The organism is Pseudomonas sp. AB39(2026), from assembly GCF_059831485.1.
The window spans coordinates 4,695,450-4,717,605 of sequence record NZ_CP195212.1 but is presented as its reverse complement, the minus strand read 5'-3'; the positions used below and the strand labels follow the sequence as shown (position 1 = coordinate 4,717,605).

Genomic DNA, 22,156 nt, shown 5'->3' with positions numbered 1-22,156 from the left:
CTCTAGCCGTTTAGGTTTTTGCTAGTAGTGTTTTCGAATGTATCAGCCACCCGACCAGGACGCCTGCCACTGCGCCCGCCATATGGCTTTCGAACGACACGCCTGGAACTGGAATGAAGCCAAATATCAGGCTTGCGTAGAAAACCGCTACGGCCAGGGCCACCAGTACGCTGCCAAGGCTACGCTGATACCACCCCCGGGCCAGTACATAGGCCCACAGGCCGAAAATCAGGCCGCTGGCCCCTACATGCACGGACGCACGCCCGAACAGCCAAACCAGCGAACCGCCTAGCAAGGCAATCAACATGGCCACGGTAAAGTAGCGACGAACACCTTCAGTAATGACCAAACCGCTCAACACTGCAAACGGCAGCAGGTTACTGACCAAGTGACGTATGGAACCATGGAGAAACGGTGCGAACACCAGGCCCTGCAAGCCGCTCAGGGTGCGAGGCACCAGGCCATGGTGCACGAGGCTATTGCCGGTGAGCGTATTGATAGCTTGTACGGCAATCATGATTGCAACAAGTAGCAGCACGCACCGAGTGCGCGTTCCAATTGGCATCATCCCTCCCCGCCCTTCCAACGAAGAAGGGCAAACAGCCTTAGGCTGCCCACCCTTAGACGCAGGCTGCTATTGAACGCTGTTACCTGCCTGTTTGGCCTTCAGCCGGGCCAGTACATCATCAGCACCCCCTGTTTTTGCACCAATGCCGGCCTGTTGCAAACGCCGCTCCAAGTCACCGCCATTACTGGCATCGGCCATCTCCTGCGCCGCCTCCAGGCGGGCGTCCTGAGCGTCCTGGCGCTCCTTGATACGGGCCAGGGAGCCCACCGCTGTTTCAAGCTTCCCATTGGCGCCACCTGTGGCGGTCGCCGTGGCAACACGTGCCTGCTGAACGGTTTCGCGTGCCTTGGCCATTTCGATCTGCTGCTTCAAGCCTTTGATCTGCGCGTCGGCCTTGGTGACCTGGGCTTGCAACGTGTCCACTTGCTTGCCGAACTGATCAGCCAGGGCCTTTTCCTGGTCACGCAGGCCTTCTAGCTCCGCGACCTTGCCGGCGCATTCAGTGGCCAGCCCTTCCTCACCCTTGTTCAGCGCAGCCATGGCTTTGCTTTCCCAACTGGCGATGTCCGACGCGTAGCCGTCGAGGCGCTGCAGTGACAGTTTCTGCCGGGCCTTGATTTCGATCAGGCCATTGCGGGCCTTGAGCACGGCCGCATCGGCGTCACGGTGCTCTTGTTCAAGGATGCGGATAGCGTTGGCATCCACGATGGATTCGCCGACTTCGGTGGCGCCACCACGGATGGCGGTAACAATTTTTTTCCAGACACTCATGCGAGTACTCCTGCCCATGCGTAGGGCTTAGGCGTTGAAATGGTCTTCGAAAGCATCCACGGCACGAATCACGTTGTCGGCCAGGGTCAATACTTCCTGCACGATCACGGTAAGGTCCGAGGCGGCACTGAGTGCGCCAAACATGCAATACACTTCGGTACCGGTCCCTAGTGTTTCAATGCCTACCGAGGACAACGGGAACAGGTCACGGCTGCGCAGCACCAAGGCATTGAATGCCGCCACGTCCTGCACCTTGGCCACTTCCACCAATGTGGTATCCACCAGTACCTGATCACCGGACACCGCGATATAAATAGGAAGGTCACCATGTTCGGTCATGGTGAGCAGGATGCTTTGGCTACCGCCGTCGCTCAGCCCCACCCGCCCGGACGTGACAAGCTCCCATTCTGCCAAGGCCTTGCGCAACGTATCGATGGTCCAGTTGCCGGTTTGCGTCATGAAGTTCTCCAGTTTGATCCGTTCACCCAGGTAGGGCTGCCGCAAGGCTTTCTCGATGCCACGAAGCGCATCGACATTTTCGGGAAGAACCCAGAATTCACGCTTGACCAACCCGGCCTGAGCCAGCCGCTGACGCATGCTGCGTACATAGTCGGCAGAGGTTTTAGGCGTGCTGGAGGTGGCAGGCTGGCCCGCCGATGTTTGTTTTCTGGGGGGCATGCGTGTGTGCTCTTTCCCGTACATGAGCCACAACGTACGCCCAATAACGTGATCAGGCAATCCTTACATGTAAGGATTTGTTGCATCGTTCTCTGGGCGCGTCAATAGCCTTGGACGCAGTGCAAAGGCTTGGACGGATTTAGCCCAGCCAAAGGGGGCATTGGTGCTAAAATAGCGGCCTTGCCTTGCCCTACGAACACTGGATACACCATGACAACCGAGTTGACTGAAGAAGAAATGCGCCGCGCATTGTTCGGCGAGGAGGAAGCACCCGCCCTGGCTCAGCCCTCCCCCCCACCCGCACCACTGCCTGAAGTGGTAGCACCACCACCGCCGGCAGCCAAGAAGAAAAAGGCCTCATCGGCGTTCACCCCTCGCCTGAAAGTCACGCTGCATGTGGGTAATGTGTACGAAGGGGACGTGGAAGTGTTTATCTACGAAGCCGACACGTTGAGTACGTTGCTGGCTGAGCAGGACGCCATGAAGGCGGCACGCAAGAAATTCAGGTATATCGAGCTGGTGTCGGTCGAGCGCTTGTAACGCCAGCGGCACCGAGGCACGCTGGCACTGGTCCTTAATCCAGCACGGACGCGTCAGCGGCGATCATCAGCGCCTTCATTTCCTCGAAGTGCTGCCTTGAAAAGTCCGCTATGCCTTCCCAACCCCTGGCAGTTTTTTCGGCCACTTCGTCGCTAAGCGTTCGCAATGGCTGCCCGGTTGACCAGGCGGTAATCAGAATCTGGCATGCCCGTTCCAGTGTCCAGATATCGTCAAAGGCCTCGCCAATGTTCGGTGCAATCACCATCACCCCGTGGTTGCCCATTAGCAGCCGGCGCTTGCCATCCAGCAAGCTGGCCAGGCGTGCGCCTTCAGCCTCAGTGTCGGCCATGCCGCCATACAGTTCGTCCACCGCTACCCGGTTGAAGTAGCGCGCCGTATTTTGGTCGATGGGGGGAATACGTGGCTCTGCCAGGCAGGCCACTGCGGTGGTGTAGACCGGGTGCAGGTGCAATACGGCCCGTGCTTCGGGCAGCCGCTGATGGATCTGGCCGTGAATGGACCACGCGGTAGGGTCCACGTCCGGGTGCGTGGCCCCAGTGGGGTCGTCCGCGTCCAGCAGCAACAGGTCACTGGCGCGAATACGCGAGAAGTGCTTCCACTTCGGGTTGATCAGGAATCGCTTGCCGTCGGGTGAAACTGCGGCACTGAAATGGTTTGCCACGGCTTCATGCATACCGAGGTGCGCCACGATACGAAAGGTAGCCGCGAGATCAACGCGTGCCTGCTCTTCCAGGTTAAGGGCCATGGATCATTCTCCGCCGAAGGTGGCCGCATCGAAATGCGGCGCAGGCTGGCTAGGGTGTATCAGGGTTTAGGCATCAGGGTCGCGATGTCTTCGTCGGTAGGCGCTTCGAAGTGGTATTTCTTCAAAAGCGCAGCATATTCAGGCGTAGCGCGGTACTTGCCCAATGCCTCCACCAAGGCGTTCTTCACCTCGTCGTTGCCCTTCTTTACACCGAAACCGTTGAGTACGGGGTAAATCAGGGTGTCGGAGGAAATCACGACGCGGTTCCCCAGCTTTTCCACTACACCTCGGGCTACGGCAGCGTCAGTGATTTGCGCTTCAACGGCATGGGCCAGCATGGCCTGGGTGGTTTGCGGGTCGGTGGCGTACTCGCTGATGGCAATGGGAGGTAGGCCGTTCTTGACGCAATAGTCGGTGGACAGCGCGTTCATCTGGGCCAGCCAAGACGTGGCGGCCATGGAGCCGATCTTGTGGCCGCAGAAGTCTTCGGGGCGCTTGGGCTGGAAGGTGCCGCCCTTGAGCGACAGGATGGACTCGCCACTCTTGAGGTAGGGGATCATGTCGATCACCTTGATGCGCTCGGCCGTGATGTACATGGACGAGTTGGTCAGGTCGAAACGCCCGCCCTGCAAACCGGTGATCAGGTTGGGGAACCGTGTGTCCAGGGTTTCAACCTTGCGCCCCATGAGCTTGCCCAGCCCGTCGAGGAATTCGATGTCGAAGCCAGCCGGGCGATTATTGTCCATGTATTCGTAAGGAAAAAAGGTTACGTCCGAGCCGGCAACAAGCTTGCCCTCTTGCTGGAAGGCCGACGCGGCCACTGACGTTATTGCAGCCGCTGCGCCGATCAGGCTCAGGGCAATGGGACGGACAATCGTGCGCAGTGCTGTCATGGTAAACCCCCGGTGAGTAAAGGAAATCAAGCAGTGGCCTGGTCCAGCCCGGCCTGTTGCACAAAGAATGAGGCACCACGCGGTTTCTGAGGCAGGCGCATGTGATTGGCAGTGGAGCGCACCAGCCCGCTCTCTTCGCCCGCGACCATCAGGCCTGCATGCTCACTAGGCAGCGGGTTTTCCCCAAAGGGCAGCGCGTCTTCAGCGGCATACACGCTGATGAACAGCGTGCGGGGGCGTTCTGTTTCGTTAGGGCTGGACGCGTGCAGCAGGCGGGTATGCATGAAGCACACTGAACCTGCGGGGCCAAAACACGCCACAGGCTGCTGACAGTGCTCTGCCACTACCTGGTCATCAACGGCGCCGGTAAAGCGAGCACTGTGCCAGTGCGACCACAATGGGCCTTTGTGGCTGCCAGGAATGACGTTCAGCGGTCCATTCTGTGGGGTCACGTCACTGACCATCAGCAGCGCGGTCACAATGTCATCATTGCTGTGGGGCGTGAAGAGAAAGTCCTGGTGCCATTTCACGGACGTGGCGGTATGGGGCAGCTTGGAGTTGATCTTGCTGTGGTGGAATCGCGTGCCGCCTGCGCCAATCAGCTGAGCCGAGATGGCGGCCATACGTGACTCCAGGGCCACACGTTTGAAGGCAGGCGAGATTTCTGTCGGTGAGCTGACGCGCCGCAAGGACGGATGGTCGGCACGGTGGTCACCTTCAAGGTCAAAGCGCGCACGGCCATCCAGGGTTTCGCCCCAGCCCTGCACATGACCACGGCTTTCCTCCACCCATTGGTCGAAGTCGTGCTGCAACGCAGCGACTTCATCTGGCGTCAGCACGCCCTCGACCACCAGGACGCCATCGCGTTGAAACTGCTCCACCTGCCATTGCTCGATCATGGTATTGCCCTCTGGAACGTTTGAAGGTCACGCCAGCGAAACATCCTTGAGGAAGGCTTCGATACGTGGGTTATGGCCATCGCGCAGCACGGCGGGCCTGTCGTCGCACACAACCCGGCCTTTCTCCATGAAGACAATCCGGTCTGAAACCTTGAAGGCAAAGTTCATCTCGTGGGTCACGATGACCATGGTGATGCCCTCCTGCGCCAATGCCTCAATGACCTGCAGCACTTCGTTGACCTTTTCCGGGTCCAGGGCCGAGGTAGGTTCGTCGAACAGCATGATCTGAGGGCGCATCATCAAGGCACGGGCAATGGCCACCCGCTGCTGCTGCCCGCCGGAAAGCTGGTGCGGGTACTTCCAGGCGTGGTCCAGCATGCCGACCTTGTGCAACAACGCGTAGGCCTGCTGCTTCAGCGCGGGCAGCGTGTCCAGGCGGTGATAACGCGGCGCCATCAAGAGGTTGTCCAGCACGTTCAGGTGCGGGAACAGGTTGAAGCTCTGGAACACCATCCCAATGTTCAGCCGGTGCTCAGCGTGCTCGACGTACTGAGGCTTCTGGGCACCCTGCCGGGTGAGGTGGATAAAGGGCCGGCCGTTGATCTGGATATCGCCGTTGTCGATCTGCTCCAAGCCATTGAGCAAACGGATGAGTGTGGTTTTGCCCGACCCCGACGGGCCGATTATCGATACCACCTCCCCTGGCTTGACCTGCAGGCTGACGGCGCCAAGTACTTCTACATTGTTGTAGGCCTTGTGCAGGCGTGTGGCCTGCAGGGCTGGTGCTCCCTGCTCAGGCACAACGGCACGCGCCGGTGCAGCCCGTTGCTGCGTGGCCAGCGCTAATACATGGGCGTCCGGCACTCGGGACACCTTGCGCTGGCTGACGTCAAGGAAGGCTTCCAGGCGCTTGAGCAGGAAATCGAATACGGTCACGATCAGCACGTAATAGAACGCTACCGCCGCCATGGTTTCCATCACCAGGAAATTCTGCGAATACAGCCGCTGGCCTACCATCAGAATCTCGGTCAGGGAAATCACCGACACCAGGGAGCTGAGCTTTACGATGGAAATGTATTCGTTGGCCAAGGCCGGCAATGCCACGCGTAGCGCCTGAGGAATCACGACACGCCATTGGGTGCCCAGAAACCTCAGGCCCAGCGCCCTGGCTGCTTCTGCCTGCCCTTTGTGGATCGACAGCAGGCCGCCCCGATGGATTTCAGCCACGTAGGCGGTTTCGCACAACACCATGGCGAACAGGCCCGCCCAGAAGGGATCGCCCAGCACCGCTGAAGCAGTTGGAAATGCCTGGGGGATGTTGTAGACAAATATAAGCAGCACTAGCAGTGGCAAGCTCCGGAACAACCAGATATAGGCCCGCGCTGGGCCGCTGAGCAGCGGGCGCTTCGACTGCTTGGCCAACGCCACGAAAAACCCCAGGCCGATACTGGCCACCCAGGTGATGAAGCTCAGTTTGATGACGGTCCAGGTCGCTCGCCAGAACTCGGCATCGAACAGCAAGCCAAACAGGTAGTTCCAGTCAAATGTCATCGTTACCGTGCTCAACAAGAAATCAGGATAGGCAACCGAGGGCCCTTTCGAACGGCTGTTCGGGCCTGCCGCTGAACGAGGTTCGGGGACAGGGGCACCTAGGGTCAATTAGGATTAACAAGGCCTGTGAATAGGAAGAACCGATGCAGCACCGTTGCGCTTTCCCGTACTGGTTTGGCGTTTGGCAGGGCGCCGACCAAAATGGTGCACGCCCTCGGCCAACGGCCCGAACGCGCACAGTGCCAGTGCACGTTCAGCGTGATGCCTGGTTGCCCTCAGGCCCTTCCACGATATGCGGATCAAAGAAACTGGGGGCGGCCATACCGGGGATGTACTGGTCCGAAACGAACATGCGGCACCGCTCTGTGAAAGCCGACACCACGCGCGATGCCTGAGCGTTAGTGGCCGTGGCATAGCCCAGTTGCAGAGGGTGGGGGCCACCGGCGAGGCGGATGCGGACCAGCCGTTTGCCATCCTGGGACAGGTTGCCCTTGGGCCGTGCATTGGCGATGCTGTAGCCGATGCCGTTACCGACCAGGGCCCTGACGGTTTCCAGGTTGCTGGAGCGCATCACAATGTTGGGCGACGTGCCTGCCTGAATGAATAGGCTTAGGAAATATTCCCGGCTCCATGGGATATCCAGCAGCACCATGGGATGGGATTCCAGGTCCTGTAGGCTGACCGTGGTCAGGCTGGCCAGCGGGTGATGCTCACCGACCATGACGTAAGGCGGTAGCTTTGCCAGCGGCTGGAAGTCAATGTCGGTGCTGCTGACCAAGTCATAGGTCAGTGCAATGTCTATCTCGGCGCAGCGCAACTTTTCCAGCAACTGCTCGTGGTCGCCTTCCACTTGAGTGATCCGTACACCTGGAAAGGCCCGGCTGAAGCCGAACACCAGTTCTGGCGTGATCATGGGCGCCAGAGAGTGCAGGCAGCCCACACGCAATGGCCCTCGCACGGTATTGAGCGATTCCGATGCGATGGTGTACAGATTGCTCATCTGCTCCAGGATCAGCTTCGCTTCCTGCAATACCTGCCGCCCCACAGCCGTGAGCGAGATGCCTTGTGCGTGGTGGCGAATAAACAACTGGATACCCAGTTCTGCCTCCATGTGGGTAATCGCTGCCGAAATGGAGGGTGAGGACACATGGATGCGTTCGGACGCGGCGCTGATACTGCCCGCTTCCCCGGAGGCCACAAAATATTCCAGCTGACGCTGCGTAATTCGGCTGAGCATCACGCCCTCCTGCGCTTGGCTTGAATGGCGAACGCCGCCGCTCGCCCTTTGCCTCAGGGCAGTGCAGGGTTCATGCCGCCTGGTAGGCGCACCACGCTTTGCAAGGGGCGACATGGCGTCGCAGCCTGCTGCTTTGAAGGTTTTCCGTTTGACCTTAACGGCATGAGTGCCTAGGGTAGCGTGCCTTTTGATCACCTGAGGCGTTCATGACCACCCGCTCCACGCTGCCCCCTGTTGTCTACCTGTTAGGCCTGACCATTTTCTCCCTGGTGACCGCCGAGTTCATGGTGGCAGGCATGATGCCTGCGCTGGCCGAAGCCTTTTCGGTGAGCCTGGCGCAAGTCGGCAACCTGATCGCCTACTATGCCTTGGGAATGGCCCTGGGCGGGCCGCCGGTCACGTTGCTGCTGTTGTCGAGAGGGGTGAGCAACAAGCGTGCGCTGGTAGCACTCCTGGCGGTGTACGTGGCCGCCGGGGCACTGGCAGCACTTTCGCCTACTTACGAAGTGCTGGTACTTGCCCGCGTGATCATGGGCGTGTCCAGCGCCGTGTGCATCGGGCTATGCATGACGCTCTGTGCCGGGCTGGTGGCGACGTCCATACGCGGCAAAGCCATTTCGGTGGTGTTGGCCGGGTTGATGTTGTCACCCGTGGCCGGTGTGCCCCTCACCACGTGGGTGCAGCAACAGGCCGGGTGGCGTGCCAGTGCCTGGCTAACCGTAGTGCTCGCGTTGATCTGTACCCTGCTGGCCGCGCTTCGCGTGCCTGCCAGCACAGCCGGCAGCCAGCCCCCACTGCGCCATCAATTGGCAGCGCTGAACAACAGCCGCTTGTGGGGGGCTTACCTCACCAGCGGCCTGATCATTGGCGCCACGTTCGCAGCGTTCAGCTATTGCACCCCTATCCTGATCCAGCGGGTGGGCATCGAACCGGCCCATATCGCGCCCCTGCTTGCGCTGTACGGCGTGGCTAACCTGGTGGGCAACACCGTGGTCGGTCGGCTTGCCGACCGCTATACCCTGCGCGTACTGGCCGCCGGGCTGGGCGTGATGGTGGTGGCCCTCAGCAGTTTTGCCCTGGCCGGTGACCGGGTGTGGCTCAGCCTTGTCGGGTTCTTCGCGTTGGGATTGACGGGTGTGGCGCTGAACCCAGCGATGGCGGCACGGGTGATGAAAGCAGCCGAGCCTGAGGCCTTGGTGAATGCAATGCATACGTCGATCATCACGGCGGGGCTGGCCTTGGGCAGTTGGGCAGGCGGCGCTGCGATCGACGCCGGCTATGGCCTTCAAGCGCCTTTGTGGGTAGGTGCAGGCATGGCGCTGCTGGGCTTGCTAAGCCTGGCACGCCCCGCCTGGACCCTGGCGCTGGCCAAACCTTGCGCCTGATACCTGCTTCTATTTGCCAAGGCTGGCGGGCTGTCGCACAGTGAAGGCAACCCTCACCTTTTATTGGAGCGCCCATGTTCAAACTCTACTACTCCCCGGTATCACCCTATGTACGCAAGGTGATGGTGGCTGCACAGGTACTGGGGGTGGCCGACCAGATCGAGACACTGAGTGCCGCGGCTCATCCGGTTAACCGGGATGAGCGTATTGCGAGTGCGAACCCCTTGGCCAAGGTGCCCACTTTGATCGATGCCAATGGCCTAGCCCTGTATGACAGCCGCGTGATCTGCGAGTACCTGGACACCTACGCACACGGCTCGCTGTTCCCCAAGGAAGGCCAGCTACGCTGGGCAAGCCTGACGCGCCAGGCCCTGGGCGATGGCCTGCTGGATGCTGCCTTGCTGGCCCGCTACGAAGCCTTCGCTCGCCCAGCGGACAAGCAGTGGCAGGGCTGGACCGATGGCCAGCTCACCAAGGTACGGGCCGCCCTCGCTGAAATCGAATCCCAGGCTGCCGTGTACAGCACCGTGCCGGACGATATCGGCCTGATCGCAATCGGTTGCGGGCTGGGCTACCTGGACTTCCGCTTTGCAGACCTTGACTGGCGCACCCACTACCCCATCGCTGCGGCCTGGTTCGCCGCTTTCGATCAGCACCCTGCCATGGTTGATACGCGGCCTGTTGAATAGGCCCAGGGGCTTCGCAAAGGCAGTAGTGAAGGGCTTTTGGTGGGTGAGACTTAAAAGCCCCTTGTGAAATCACCCTGCCCAAATCAATGCTGGTGACGGTTGCAGCCCGCCTCAGCGATGAGTTTTCAACACGTATTCGGCATTAGAGTGCCGCTTAGAACCGGTTATGCCGCGATAAACGGCATTTTAGTGCCTAATTGAGCCCACGATGAACGGTCGGGAGCAATCACAGAAATGGAAATCAGGGAGCGTGCAAAAGTGCTGGCCAGCGTGCAAGAGGCATTGGCCAAGGGGGATATGACGATGGGCATGGCCATACAGACGCTGCGCAAAACAATAACTGGGCTGGACCAGGCGCATTTTGCAGCCATGTGCAAGCTATCACCACGTGCGCTGCGGCAGCTTGAACACGACGAATCCAACCCTACCGTTCGAACGCTGAATAGCGTGTTCAAACCTTTCGGTATGCAGGTAGGTATTGTGCCATTGCGCAAGCCTCGTCGCGAGTAGGGGACCCTTAAGGTCGTGTAAGGCTGAGGGGAGACGCAAACAACAAAACGAAATTGGGCTTACGTCTAGGCTTACACCTGCCCTGTCCCGCCGGTTCAGCGTGGCGCTGATGATGGACTGGACAGACCTGCTCGGCAGCTCAACACTGGCAATGGCTTTAGCGGGAAAAGGCCTCGTACGTACCATTTCTGTACCATTAGCCCCTGCGATCCTGCCTGACATTCATCATGGACATCAGCACCCTTTTTCATCGCTTCTGGCTACCTCTCTGAAGCTGACCCGACGTGTGCTGTACATAGGAAGTGAATCCCCATAGGCTGACTTATAGTCCATTTCTAAAACTAAGTGGCCAGCCAAAAAGTCATCAATATTTAAAATACTTGGATCAAATCTGACGACACATACCTCTATACTACAACCAGCCGGCAGAACGTGCTCAGGATAAATAAATTCGTGGCCTATCAACTGACAATATGACACGCCAGCAAATGCATCTATAACAAGGCCCGGCCCCTCCCCCACGACTTTTACTCCATCTCTATAAACCCTCGCAGCAGAAATTATTGCAGGGCCGAGCCCATCATTGCGCACGAGCGCGGCGAGGCATTTGGTGCGGTAGATCAGGCCTCTATAAGGCGTGCGTTTGAGATAGCATTGTAGATACTATGTTTATACAAATAGGCTTGCGATTCATTGGCAACGTATCTACAATGAGACTACATTCTGGAGGTGCTTATGGAAGTCAAAGTTCAGCAATGGGGCAACAGTGCGGCGATCCGCCTGCCTGCTACCGTTCTCAAGTTAATGAATTTGGTCAGTGGCGATGTGCTTAAGCTCGATGTATCCGCCGAGGTTATGACCCTCAAGCCCGCGAAAGCCAAACCGCATTATCAACTGGCTGACCTGATGGCGCAGTGCGATTTGTCCGCACCGGAGCCTGCCGAGCTGGCCGCGTGGAATTCCATGTTGCCAGTAGGGCGTGAAGCGTGAAGCGGGCCAAATTCAACCGAGCAGACATTGTGCGTCTGAACCTGAATCCCACCGCTGGCCGCGAGCAGCAGGGCGATTTTCGCCCAGCGCTGATCATTTCGCCTGCGGCGTTCAACGTCTCGGGTTTAGCCCTGATCGCACCAATCACGCAGGGCGGCGATTTTGCCCGTTATGCCGGGTTTGCCGTACCGTTGAGCGGTTCCGGCACTGAGACGCAAGGTGTAGCGCTGTGCAATCAAATCCGCACTGTTGACCTTGAGGCCCGTGGCGCAAAGCGCGTGGAGTCAGTGCCAGAGGTGGTAATGGACGATGTACTGGCCCGCATTCAAGTGCTGATCGAGTAACAGAGGAAAACCCGGCGCTCCCTGTCGTGACGGTAGGCTGATCTGGTCAGCAACCGATCGAGGCCACGGCCATGAGCGCAGCAGTAAAGTTTGAAGCACAGATTGACGGTGAACAAGTTGATGGTTGGGTAGTGGAGGACGGACGCTGGCGGCTTCGATCATCCCTTTCACAGAAAGCGCCACGGATTTTTTGCGGGAACTGTTCAACACGGTCAATGACTTTAGACGGTGGGTAGCCATGCTTGATGCTTGGGCCCAAGTGTACGAAAGTTGTGATGTCGATGAGCAGTTATCGCTCCTGGTTGAGCATATTCGGCCGCTGGCCACTCTCGCCCTAGGCGCTCCTCAAGCTATACGGGGACGTATTATGTATGCCGCTGCCGTGAGCAGTGGTCATGCAAATGCGGAGGTGCATCCACACGATCCTGCATTGCAGTGGGATGGTAACGGCCACTTGACCATGAAGGTTGCCTCTAAAATCGGGCAGCCTTGGAATGGCTGGAAGGCATTGGCACCGGTGCTCGACCAAAAATTAGCTAAAGGTGACATTCATGACCTGACTGATGACTTCCGCAATCAGCGAGAGCATGGCCATCCTCGGAACATCGCCCTTGGCCTGACTGCGTCCGTTCAGGCTGGAACGGATGCCAATGGCCGTCGTTACTGGACGTTCGGTATCAGAGACGCCATTTCAATAGGCACTGTTGTGGAGCAGGCGACAGAGCAGCATACAGTTGCCGTTGAGGCCTACAATCTTCTCTGCGAGCTCACCAGAGAGCAATTTGAAGCGCTCATGGATGCAACCCACCCCTTTCTGCAGCAAGGCCCGCTGCTAATTATTGACGGGCCATGGAAGGGCAAAAAACACGCTTACACTCTTGGCACCTTTGAGGTTCAAGAAACCGAGGTTGTGACCCCACTGTCCATCAAGCATCCAGGTATCGAACGAACAAGATATTTTCGGCAGAAAAACAACGGTGATTGGGTGTGGAGTGTCATTGCGCCTGAAAACAGTTGGGAACTTATCAAAGCAGCTCAGGCCGAGATCCTGCGTTTCTACCCGCAAGACGCCAAACCGGCCCAGTGCATCAGTCCAATGGAATGAGTTATGAAGGGATCAAGCGTTTACGTCACCGCCTAGGAACTGGAAGCGCTTCACGACGCTGCCAGCTACCTAAGCGCGATCCTTGAGGTGTCATCCAGTGACGCGGCTGGCCGCGCAGTAATCCGGAAGAAAGCAGCCACCGGGCCATGGGCTTGGTGGCTGATGCCAACAGAGAGACCCAGCTCTAACCTCTACTAGGCCTCAACTGATTTGGTGTCGTTGAGTACTGAAATTAATTACGGGTATCCCATACTTTTGTATCTAGATTGTCGTACAGACAGAGTGAACCTTCGTCACTCAATTTCACATAGCCCCCAGGTACCTTGAGTGGAGCTTTCCATGTGATAACTCGCTCACTCTCCATGACTGAGAATTGACCATCCTCATCAAAACCGCAGCGCCATGCAGGTCTACTAGTCGATCCAGATGACCATACAGTCCGACGTAAACCATTCAAGTCGTAAATCACCAAGCTTCCTTGATCGGACTGATAGCTAGCGGCAAAGCGACCATTTTGAGACAGCAAGAACTGACCAGGGGTCAGATACTCGCCGGGCGTGAGTGTGTCGCCAATGTCGTGCGGGACTTTGTTTGGGTCTTCTGCGATACAGAATACTAAGCGTCGCTCGACCCCAGCCTTAGCCTCATCGGCATGGACCGTCAATGTATAGCCGAACATAAAATACTGCTTAGCTTCAACGTTATCGCACGCATCGTATGCCAGTCTCGCCTCGGCATTTCGACCCACCAGGCCGACTTCACTTTTGATGCCACCGAGCTGCGGATTAGTGAAGCCTATGATCAAGGAGAATGGAGTTCCTTCCAGACGCCATTTACCGGCGCCACTGACGCCTGTCATGATCGACCCTTGACCATTTGCTACCGTCCACAGAGTCACACCAACTGGGTCCTTTGCATCCACAGGGACCACGTTCATTGGCATAGGGCCGGCAAATGTTGTGCCCGAGTCAAAAAAACTTTTCTCCCAAACCAATTGCCGCCGAGTGGCGTTCACTATGACCAGCTCAAGGGTTCGGTGACGTGCTGCAAACTCCTTTGTACCTTCAAAGGCGGCATACAATTTCATTACCGCACTCCTAAGCGCGGTGACTGAATTTATGACACTGGCCCCCTGATTGATTGCTTCGGTAACCTGGCCTGCTGCAGAGGTGTAGCTGGCCAAGCGACCAGGACTCATGCTTTCGAGCTTGTGCTCCAGATCCTTAATCTTTAGCTGTTGCTCCAGTTGTTGCTGATATTCAGCCGGTTTTAATGGAGCATTTTTTTCCTTTTGCATCCTATACCTCCTTGTTCCTTGCTCGTTTGGACTTGCTTTGCCGGTCGCGACCCCTACACAGGTAGTTTCATCGTATTCCTCATCAGCTGATACCCTGTACATTACGTATTGACAAACCTTTTCCGCGGGACGGCACGCGCACTCTCTAGCTTGGGTGACATTCTTATGCCTGCTCATGAAACAAGCCCCTGGCATGCTGCCAGCCACTCGATAGCGATGAATGCGCGGTTTTAGCCGCATTGCTCGATGTGGGGCACACCTATGATTTAGCATTTATTGGTCAATTGATAAGGGACAATCGAATGGCATACACACAGATCACATATACCCAGGACTGGTATTTTCGGCATCCGGATGTTCGACCTGGTTCAGGTAGCCAGCTACCTTGCTAGGGAATAGGAAAACGATAACTACTGCCTATCAACCAAGGAATCCTCCATGACAGCCCTTCTAGGCCGAGCTGCCCAGGCAGTTTCTGCTACAACCATGGCTGAGAGCTTCAGCACACGTCTCAAGGATGTTACCGAGGGTGATGTAACGCACCTGGTCATTTTCAAAGACAACGAACCGGCTGCCGTGCTGGTGGGCGTGAACACCTATCAAGCCCTGCAGGACGAACTCGAAGACCTCCGCTCTGAACTGCTCGCCATCGAGCGCCTGCGCAGCTTCGACGAAACGAACACCTTGAGCCTTGAAGACATGGAAGCTCAATGGTGTGTAGGCGCTGATGTGCAGGGTGAACGCTGAGCAGGTTACGCGGGCCACTCATCACGCCGCAGCAACGCCAGCAGGTGCGCCACATCGGTGTGTTCACCCATGCTCAGGCACACCTCCACCAACGCCTCCACCTGAGGGGCGGGCAACGAGCGGAGGGCCAAGGCGCGAAATTTTTCCAATAGTGCATCGTCGCTGAGCGGGTTGAGCGGCCCTCCTAGAGGGGTACTCACCTGTCGGCTGGCTGTTCGGCCGTCATGGGTGAGCAGTTCCACATAGGGCTCATCGAGCGCGGCCAGTGTGGGCTCAACCTCCATGTGGATGGCCTTCATCAACCGGTGCACTTGGGGATCGTTACGCACCTCAAGCTCATAGCTGGAAAGGTTTGCGTTTCCTCGTAGGCACCGGACCGCAAGGGCGTAAGGCAGGCTCATTTGGGCCGCGGCCAAGGTTTGAGTGTCCAACCCGCCACACATGCCCACCAAAAATTCGCTTGCACGCACCGTGATCTGTGCGATGTCACCGCGTTGAAGGTCCCTCTCTTCCATCAGCTCGCCTAAGGCATCAATGGCAGAATGGGTACCGCGGCAGGCGGCATAGGGTTTGATCGAACAGCGGGCGAGTTTCCAGGTAGTTCCAAGCTCGGCAGTGAGCGCCTGGGGTACTTGGCTGGCGGGTGCATAGGTTCGCAGGAAACCGCCCCAGCGGTCTTCGAAGACCTCCATCGGCCCGCGCATGCCTTGTTGAGCCAGCAGTGCCGCCAGCAGCCCGCCCTCTGCGGGTCGCCCGGCATGAAGTTTCTTGCTGTCAGCCCCGTCGTGAATAAAGGACCACAGCCCACCGCTCATGCTAGCCGCCAACCCCAAGGCATTGGCCGCCTCCTTGGCGTTTAAGCGCAATAGCCGTGCACAGGCGGCAGCCGCCCCGAACACACCGCAGGTACCGGTTGAATGCCAGCCCGCTTCGTTGTGCGGTGAGTAGCCACCGCAGGCCTCCAACACGCGCCGGGCAATGTCATAGCCCAGCACCATGGCCCCTAATAGATCGTCCCCGTTCGGAACCTGGGCACAGTGGGGGATCACTGCCAGCATGGCTGGAATAACCACCGCGCCGGAATGGTCACAACCGCCGGCATCATCCAACTCCAACGCGTGAGCCGCCACGCCGTTGACCAAGGCGGCGCCTCGGGCAGTCAGTAGGCTATTGCCGCCCCATACCTGGGCCTGGCCCCACCCCTCGCTCACTTGCACAGCGCGCAGGCATTGCTGGGTCAACGGCGAGTCGGCACCGGCCAGCGCTGCGCCCAAGGTATCGAGCAGGTGACGACGGGCCTTGCCTACTACGGCCTCGGGTATTAGCGAGAAAGGCGTTTCACTGACGAAGGTGCCCAGTTGCTGCAGGTACGTCATTGCGCGCCCTCCGCGAGGTGGCGGTGAAAGACTGCGGCGGGGTGATCGCCAGGGGTTTCGTCATTGTGGGCTGCCCACCACTGAGCCACTTCCCCAGCTGTAGCAAACCAGACGCCTTCCTGCGCCTTTAGCCACCCCAACCATTGGTCGAGCAGGCCACTACGGCCCAACGTGCCCAAAATCTCCGGGTGCAAGCGCATCAGGTAACAGAGGCCATAGCGCTGGAAACCGTGGAAGTCCCGTTGCCAGTTACTCAATACCTTCTCATAACTGGCAATGCGGGCCTGGCTGGCGGGCACGGCAGGCGCCAGGTTGAAAGCGAAGTACGGCGCGTCTTCCAACTCCACATGCAGCGGCAACTCAACGAGTTTGCCGGCTACCGCGCCTGCTGGATGCAGATAAGGCAGGTCGTCGCCCGCCCAGGACGAAGACCAGCACAGGCCTGCTTCGCGAAGGTCATCAGCCAGCCCAGGCGCATAGCTGCCGGCAGGTACTCGAAAGCCTTGAGGGCGGCGCCCCGTCAGTTGCTCCAGTACGTCACAGCCTCGAAGGATCGAGGCTTTCTGCTCAGCCCGGGTCAGCGCTGAAAAGTCTTCATGGCGGTAGCCGGCACACGCAATGGGGTGGCCCGCGTCGGCAATAGCCTTGACCACATCCGGGTTTTCCTCGGCAACGATACCGGGGATGCACCAATCGGCCCGAATACCATGCTCGGCAAAGATCGCCAGCAGCCGCTGAACACCGCGTGTGGTCCCGTAGCGCCACACGGAAAGGCTTTTATCGCGCCCGGCCATGGTGGGGGCTTGGGTAAGAATCCCGTGGATATCGTTGTAGTCCACGGTGACAACGGCTGCGCAACGGTAGGGTTGCGGCCAGAGCGTGCCCTGATCAGCCATGGGCATGCTCCTGCGCCCAGAAACCTGCAACGTCCTGGCAGGTGGCAAACCAGACGTCGGCGTGGCTATGCATATGCTCCAGGAGCGCTTCCAGCAACCCGATTCGGCCCGGCTTGCCGCAGACCTTGGGGTGGAACAAAGTGGTCATGCAAAGCCCCTCTCTGTAGGTGCCATCGAACTCCCGCCGCCAGTTGTCCAGGGTCTGGTCATAGCTGGCGATACGGTCAAGGCCTGCGGGGTAATTGGGCGCGCGGGTGTAGGCCAGGGAGGCATAGTCATCCAGCTCCCAGCGCCCGGGAATTTCTACCAGACGGCGGCCTGGCTCACCGGTCTCGATAAAGTACGGGCGATCGTCGCCACGCATGCTGCTTGAGTAAGATACTCCGCACTCCATCAGCAATCGGGGTGACTGGGCATGCCAATCACCCGACGGCGTACGAAACCCAACAGCGGTGCGACCCAGGTAACGCTGGAACACCTCAGCGCTTTTCTCCATTACCTCACGTTGTTCAGCGAGGCTCAGGGCAAAGAAGGACTCGTGCTTGTAGCCGTGGTACGCCACTTCATGGCCCTGCTCCACAATGGCCTGGCATTGCTTGGGCCAGTTCTCTACCACCCATGCCGGGATGAAAAACGTGGCCGGCGTGCGGTGGGCCTTGAGCATGTCCAGCAGCCTGGGCAGTGCCCGATAAGGCCCATAGCCTCCGAAGGTAAAGTACTCAGGCTTATGCCAGATGGAGCCGTCGAGCATGGCGGCGCCGGTGGGGCCATCCAGATCAAACGCCATGGCAACGCACGCACGGGCCTTGCCCGGCCAGCGCAAATCCGCAGGGGTATACATGGGGCGCTCCAACGCAAAGGAGAGGGACAGCGATCGCCGTCCCTGGATGAGGGGTCAGGTACCCGAGTTCATCACGGCCTTGTCTACAGCGCCTCGCTCCAGGTCCCATTTCTTCAGAATCTGCGCATAGGTGCCGTCGGCGATCATGGCGTTAAGTGCGTCGACAATGGCAGCGCTCAAGCCTGGGTTGTTTTTGGAAACGCCTAAGCCTGTCAGCTGGGTGGTCAGGGGCTCACCGATCACCCGATAGGCGCCGGGCTCTTGGGACTGGATGTAGGGCAACGTTTCACTGCCTTGAACAGCCGCGTCCAGGCGGGCCTGACGCAATTGCGCTCTGGCATCGGCGGAGCCATCGGTGCCCGTGACCTGGATCGCAGGCAGGCCTTTGGCTTCGCAGTTGGCAGCGCTCCATTTGGCGATTTCCGCTGGGAACGTGGTGCGCCGGCTGGTGCCCACTTTCTTGCCACATAGGTCGCTAACAGCAACGATAGATTTATTGCTTTCCATCACATAGAACTGCGGGCCGGTCCTGAAGTAGTCAACGAAATCCACCGTTTTCTGCCGCTCCGCAGTATCCGTCATGCCCGAGAGCACAATGTCGAGCCGCTGGGTGACGAGGCTGCTGACCATTTGCTCAAAGGCGGTTTCCTGCCATTTGACGGTGATGCCCAGGCGCTTTCCTATTTCCATGCCCAGATCGTAGTCAACGCCGGTCAGTTGGTTGGTGGCTGGGTCCTTGAAGTCCATGGGTGGGTAGTTGGGCATGATCCCAGCATTCAAGAAGCCTTTGTCCTTGATGGCCTGGGGTAAGCCAGCGTCGGCAGCCCAAGCCGTTACGGTACCGAGCAGGGCCAGTGCTCCTGTTATGGCCAGACGCATTTTCATCGACGTACATCCATGGTTAATGGGGGCAGGGTTCAGTTGAGTACAGCGGCAATAAACGCTTGTGTGCGCGGGTTGCGCGGGTTCATTAGCACCTGCTCGGGAGAGCCGGTTTCGATGATCTGGCCAGCGTCCATGAACACAACACGGCTGGCTACCTCACGGGCAAAGCCCAGCTCGTGTGTGACCACGACCATGGTCATGCCGCTGGCCGCCAGTTGCCGCATCACCGACAACACTTCACCGACCAATTCAGGGTCCAGTGCAGAGGTGGGCTCATCGAAGAGCATCAATTTGGGCCGCATGGCCAGCGCCCGGGCAATCGCGACCCGCTGCTGCTGGCCACCCGACAGCTCGATGGGGTAGCTGTCGGCCTTGTGTTGCAGCCCTACCCTTTCCAGCAGCTCCATCGCCTGTTCGCGACACTCCTTTACAGGCCGGCGCAGTACCTGGGTGGGGCCCTCGATGATGTTTTCCAGCACCGTCATGTGGGCAAACAGGTTGAAGCGCTGGAACACCATGCCCGTGGCCAGGCGTTGCCGAGCGATTTGGGCATCGCTAAGCTCCACCAGCTTTTGGTCCACAGAACGGTAGCCTACGATTTCATCGCTGACCCAGAGCCCACCCTTGTCGACTTTTTCCAGCTGGTTGATGCACCGCAGCAGCGTGCTCTTTCCCGAGCCGGAGGGGCCGATGATGCACACCACCTCACCGTGGGGGATGTCCAGGTTTACATCCTTGAGCGCATGAAAGTCGCCGAAGTATTTGTTGACGTTGACCGCTTTGACGATGTTTCGCATAGCCCACACTCCCCTTCTGCGCTCAGTTGCGCTTGCCAGCACCGCGGCCGAATCGACGTTCCAGGCGGCTCTGGCCGATGGTCAGTACCGACACCACGGCCAGGTACCAGATACCGGCGACGATCAGTAGCTCCATGACGCGCGCATTGGCGTAATAGATGTTCTGAGCGTTGTGGAGAAGCTCTGCGTACTGAATGACGCTCGCCAGGCTGGTCATCTTCACCATGCCGATGAATTCATTGCTCACTGGCGGGATGATGATGCGCATGGCCTGTGGAAGGATGATCCGCCGCAGTGCTTGCAGCCGGGGCATACCGATCGACTTGGCGGCTTCGTATTGCCCGCTGTCAACGGACAGCAAGCCCGCGCGGACCACTTCCGAGGTGTAGGCACCCTGGTTGATGCCCAGGCCCAACAGGGCTGCGACGAATGGGGTAATGACCTCAACTGTCTTGAATTCAAACAGCCCCGGAAAGCTCAACGTGGGGAAAATGAGCGCCAGGTTGAACCATAAGAGCAGCTGCAGGATCAACGGCGTGCCTCGGAACAGCCAGACGTAGCCACCGGCTGCGTAGCGCAGCACAGGGTTTTGCGACATCCGCATGATAGCGACCACGACGCCCAGGAAGACCCCAAGCCCCATGGCCAGTACTGCCATCAATATGGTGTTCAACAACCCAAACATGATGGAGGGGGCGGTCAGAAACTGAGAAACGAACGACCATTCGATGTTGCCCTTGGCAAATGCTTGGGCCAGGCCGACCAACAGCAGCACAATTAGCCCCGCCGACACATACCTGCCGTAGTAGCGCCGGGGCACTACCTTGTAAGTTGACAGGTCATACTGAGCGCTCTGTGCCGGTACGGGTGGGCCGCTGTTTACATGGGTCTGTGTCATGGGCAATCCTCAAGCCTGTCAGCCACGCGGGCCGGTGTAGTCCAGTGCCCATTGCCGCTGGGCGCTCAGTTGAGCCTTGAAGCGTTCGATCTGCGCGGTCACCTGGGCCGGGGCCGTACCGTTCCATCCGCTGCGAATGGCCAGCGCGGCCTCAAGGGTCAGTGCATGGCGAACGTCTTCGGTCAGGCGTGCATCAACGTTCGCCAGGAAGGCTGGCGTTGCCTCCTCCAGGCCAATCCCTGCCTCTTCGCAGGCCTGCACGAGCTTGCCGGTGATCTCATGGGCTTCTTTGAACGGGGTGCCGCGAACGGAAAGCCAGTCCGCCACCTCAGTGGCCAAGGTGAACCCCATGGGCGCCTGGCGAAGCAATTCCTCCTTGCGCACGGTCATGGTGTTGACCATGCCGGCAAACGCCGGCAGCACCAAGTGAATCGTGTCCAGGCTGTCGATCACCGCGTGCTTGTCTTCGCTCAAGTCTCGGTTATAGGACAGCGGCTGGGCTTTGAGTACCGACAGGATGCCCGTGAGCGTGCCGATCAGGCGGCCCGACTTCCCACGCGCGAGTTCGGCAATATCCGGGTTTTTCTTTTGCGGCATGATCGAGCTGCCCGTGGCATACCCGTCGTCCAGCGACACCCAATTGAACTGCCGTGAGGTCCACAGGCAGAACTCTTCGGCCAAGCGCGAAACGTTTACCCCCAGCATGCTGACGATGAACAGGAATTCGGCCACATGGTCACGGCTGGCTACCGCGTCGATGGAGTTCTCACAAGGGCCGGCGTACCCCATTTCTGCAGCACTGCTGTGCAGGTCCTTGATGATTGCCGAACCGGCCATGGCGGCCGCGCCCAAGGGCGACAGGTTGAAGCGCCTGTCGAAATCCTGCAGGCGTTGAATGTCCCGGTGCATGGCTTGGGCATGGGCCATCAAGTGGTGGGCGAAGACAATGGGCTGAGCTTGCTGCAGGTGGGTGAAGCCCGGCGCGATGGTATGGGTATGTTGCTCTGCCTGGGCGACGAGCGCGTGTTGCAGCTCTAACAGCGCTACGACGAGCACCCGCGCCTGGTCACGCAGAAACAACCGCATGTCATTGGCAGATTGATCATTACGAGAACGCCCTGCGCGGAGCTTGCCGCCCAAGGCGCCAAGGCGTTCGGTCAGCAATCGCTCGATAAACGTATGCACGTCTTCATCGGCCGCCACCGGCTCGATACGGTTTGCCGCAAAATCCTCATCGATACCCTGCAGTGCGGCAATGATCTTGCCGGCCTCCTCCGCGTTCAGCAGGCCTACCCGATGCAGCTCATTGGCATGCGCTTTCGAGCCCGCCACGTCATAGGGGGTCAGGCGAAAGTAGGCGCTCGGCGAGCGTGACAGGTTGGCCATGGCTTCGGCTGGGCCGCTTTTGAAACGGGCACCCCATAAACGGTCGGTGTTATCGGACATCGTTATTTCTCAACTGGCATAGACATTGCTTTACCCCTCCGTACTCA

General features: G+C 58.8%; 24 protein-coding genes. 8 read left to right on the top strand and 16 right to left on the bottom strand.

The window, feature by feature from the left end:
* Positions 1–10: 10 nt before the first annotated feature.
* From ACSAMW_RS21805 to ACSAMW_RS21795, 3 genes are all read right to left on the bottom strand, one after another.
* A complete protein-coding gene (locus ACSAMW_RS21805) occupies positions 11–565 on the bottom strand; it encodes a rhomboid family intramembrane serine protease (protein ID WP_500592041.1) in 555 nt (184 codons plus the stop codon).
* A gap of 69 nt (positions 566–634) precedes the next feature.
* Positions 635–1,339, bottom strand: coding sequence for a PspA/IM30 family protein (locus ACSAMW_RS21800; RefSeq protein WP_500592040.1), 705 nt, complete (start codon positions 1,337–1,339; stop codon positions 635–637).
* Between the two features lie 27 nt (positions 1,340–1,366).
* A complete protein-coding gene (locus tag ACSAMW_RS21795) occupies positions 1,367–2,017 on the bottom strand; it encodes a YjfI family protein (RefSeq protein WP_500592039.1) in 651 nt (216 codons plus the stop codon).
* A 210-nt stretch (positions 2,018–2,227) separates the two neighbouring features.
* Here ACSAMW_RS21795 and ACSAMW_RS21790 point away from each other — a divergent pair, with 210 nt between their 5' ends.
* Positions 2,228–2,557: a hypothetical protein gene (locus tag ACSAMW_RS21790; protein ID WP_500592038.1), complete on the top strand. Its 330-nt coding sequence runs from the start codon at positions 2,228–2,230 to the stop codon at positions 2,555–2,557.
* Between the two features lie 34 nt (positions 2,558–2,591).
* Here ACSAMW_RS21790 and ACSAMW_RS21785 read toward each other — a convergent pair whose 3' ends face one another.
* From ACSAMW_RS21785 to ACSAMW_RS21765, 5 genes are all read right to left on the bottom strand, one after another.
* The gene (locus ACSAMW_RS21785) at positions 2,592–3,323 is read right to left on the bottom strand and encodes a class II aldolase and adducin N-terminal domain-containing protein (RefSeq protein ID WP_500592037.1); all 732 of its coding nucleotides are present in this window, start codon (positions 3,321–3,323) and stop codon (positions 2,592–2,594) included.
* 59 nt (positions 3,324–3,382) lie between these two features.
* A complete protein-coding gene (locus tag ACSAMW_RS21780) occupies positions 3,383–4,216 on the bottom strand; it encodes an ABC transporter substrate-binding protein (protein WP_168084273.1) in 834 nt (277 codons plus the stop codon).
* A 26-nt stretch (positions 4,217–4,242) separates the two neighbouring features.
* Positions 4,243–5,115: a phytanoyl-CoA dioxygenase family protein gene (locus tag ACSAMW_RS21775; RefSeq protein WP_500592036.1), complete on the bottom strand. Its 873-nt coding sequence runs from the start codon at positions 5,113–5,115 to the stop codon at positions 4,243–4,245.
* Between the two features lie 27 nt (positions 5,116–5,142).
* A complete protein-coding gene (locus ACSAMW_RS21770) occupies positions 5,143–6,666 on the bottom strand; it encodes an amino acid ABC transporter permease/ATP-binding protein (RefSeq protein ID WP_500592035.1) in 1,524 nt (507 codons plus the stop codon).
* Positions 6,667–6,919: 253 nt separating this feature from the next.
* Entirely contained in the window at positions 6,920–7,903 is a 984-nt protein-coding gene (locus ACSAMW_RS21765) for a LysR family transcriptional regulator (RefSeq protein ID WP_500592034.1), read from the bottom strand.
* 206 nt (positions 7,904–8,109) lie between these two features.
* On the opposite strand from ACSAMW_RS21765, the gene ACSAMW_RS21760 reads away from it, so the two are divergent.
* The 6 genes from ACSAMW_RS21760 to ACSAMW_RS21735 all read left to right on the top strand — a co-directional run bounded on the left by ACSAMW_RS21760 (position 8,110) and on the right by ACSAMW_RS21735 (position 12,926).
* Entirely contained in the window at positions 8,110–9,288 is a 1,179-nt protein-coding gene (locus tag ACSAMW_RS21760; protein ID WP_500592033.1) for an MFS transporter, read from the top strand.
* A gap of 74 nt (positions 9,289–9,362) precedes the next feature.
* Positions 9,363–9,977 (top strand): glutathione S-transferase, encoded by a 615-nt coding sequence (locus ACSAMW_RS21755; RefSeq protein WP_500592032.1) that lies wholly within the window; start codon positions 9,363–9,365, stop codon positions 9,975–9,977.
* Between the two features lie 234 nt (positions 9,978–10,211).
* On the top strand, positions 10,212–10,487 hold the full coding sequence (locus tag ACSAMW_RS21750) for a helix-turn-helix domain-containing protein (protein WP_500592031.1): 276 nt from the start codon (positions 10,212–10,214) through the stop codon (positions 10,485–10,487).
* A gap of 735 nt (positions 10,488–11,222) precedes the next feature.
* Positions 11,223–11,477: an AbrB/MazE/SpoVT family DNA-binding domain-containing protein gene (locus ACSAMW_RS21745; RefSeq protein ID WP_500592030.1), complete on the top strand. Its 255-nt coding sequence runs from the start codon at positions 11,223–11,225 to the stop codon at positions 11,475–11,477.
* The gene (locus ACSAMW_RS21740) at positions 11,474–11,821 is read left to right on the top strand and encodes a type II toxin-antitoxin system ChpB family toxin (RefSeq protein WP_500592029.1); all 348 of its coding nucleotides are present in this window, start codon (positions 11,474–11,476) and stop codon (positions 11,819–11,821) included. The genes ACSAMW_RS21745 and ACSAMW_RS21740 overlap by 4 nt, the downstream gene beginning before the upstream one ends.
* Positions 11,822–12,059: 238 nt before the next feature.
* Positions 12,060–12,926, top strand: coding sequence for a hypothetical protein (locus tag ACSAMW_RS21735; RefSeq protein WP_500592028.1), 867 nt, complete (start codon positions 12,060–12,062; stop codon positions 12,924–12,926).
* Between the two features lie 232 nt (positions 12,927–13,158).
* Here ACSAMW_RS21735 and ACSAMW_RS21730 read toward each other — a convergent pair whose 3' ends face one another.
* On the bottom strand, positions 13,159–14,223 hold the full coding sequence (locus ACSAMW_RS21730) for a hypothetical protein (protein WP_500592027.1): 1,065 nt from the start codon (positions 14,221–14,223) through the stop codon (positions 13,159–13,161).
* A 438-nt stretch (positions 14,224–14,661) separates the two neighbouring features.
* Here ACSAMW_RS21730 and ACSAMW_RS21725 point away from each other — a divergent pair, with 438 nt between their 5' ends.
* Entirely contained in the window at positions 14,662–14,970 is a 309-nt protein-coding gene (locus ACSAMW_RS21725; protein WP_500592026.1) for a type II toxin-antitoxin system Phd/YefM family antitoxin, read from the top strand.
* Between the two features lie 5 nt (positions 14,971–14,975).
* Here the strand turns inward: ACSAMW_RS21725 and ACSAMW_RS21720 are convergent, their stop codons facing one another.
* From ACSAMW_RS21720 to argH, 7 genes are read right to left on the bottom strand one after another with little or no spacing between them, the layout of a single operon-like run.
* Complete coding sequence (locus tag ACSAMW_RS21720; RefSeq protein ID WP_500592025.1) at positions 14,976–16,346, bottom strand: MmgE/PrpD family protein; 1,371 nt, start codon at positions 16,344–16,346, stop codon at positions 14,976–14,978.
* A complete protein-coding gene (locus ACSAMW_RS21715) occupies positions 16,343–17,242 on the bottom strand; it encodes a polysaccharide deacetylase family protein (RefSeq protein ID WP_500592024.1) in 900 nt (299 codons plus the stop codon). Before ACSAMW_RS21715 ends, ACSAMW_RS21720 begins: the two co-directional genes overlap by 4 nt.
* Positions 17,235–18,083, bottom strand: coding sequence for a polysaccharide deacetylase family protein (locus tag ACSAMW_RS21710; RefSeq protein WP_500592023.1), 849 nt, complete (start codon positions 18,081–18,083; stop codon positions 17,235–17,237). Before ACSAMW_RS21710 ends, ACSAMW_RS21715 begins: the two co-directional genes overlap by 8 nt.
* Positions 18,084–18,137: 54 nt before the next feature.
* Entirely contained in the window at positions 18,138–18,962 is an 825-nt protein-coding gene (locus tag ACSAMW_RS21705) for an ABC transporter substrate-binding protein (protein WP_500594102.1), read from the bottom strand.
* A gap of 38 nt (positions 18,963–19,000) precedes the next feature.
* On the bottom strand, positions 19,001–19,765 hold the full coding sequence (locus tag ACSAMW_RS21700; RefSeq protein WP_500592022.1) for an amino acid ABC transporter ATP-binding protein: 765 nt from the start codon (positions 19,763–19,765) through the stop codon (positions 19,001–19,003).
* 22 nt (positions 19,766–19,787) lie between these two features.
* Complete coding sequence (locus ACSAMW_RS21695; RefSeq protein WP_500592021.1) at positions 19,788–20,663, bottom strand: amino acid ABC transporter permease; 876 nt, start codon at positions 20,661–20,663, stop codon at positions 19,788–19,790.
* An 18-nt stretch (positions 20,664–20,681) separates the two neighbouring features.
* The gene (argH, locus tag ACSAMW_RS21690) at positions 20,682–22,109 is read right to left on the bottom strand and encodes an argininosuccinate lyase (RefSeq protein ID WP_500592020.1); all 1,428 of its coding nucleotides are present in this window, start codon (positions 22,107–22,109) and stop codon (positions 20,682–20,684) included.
* Positions 22,110–22,156: the final 47 nt, after the last annotated feature.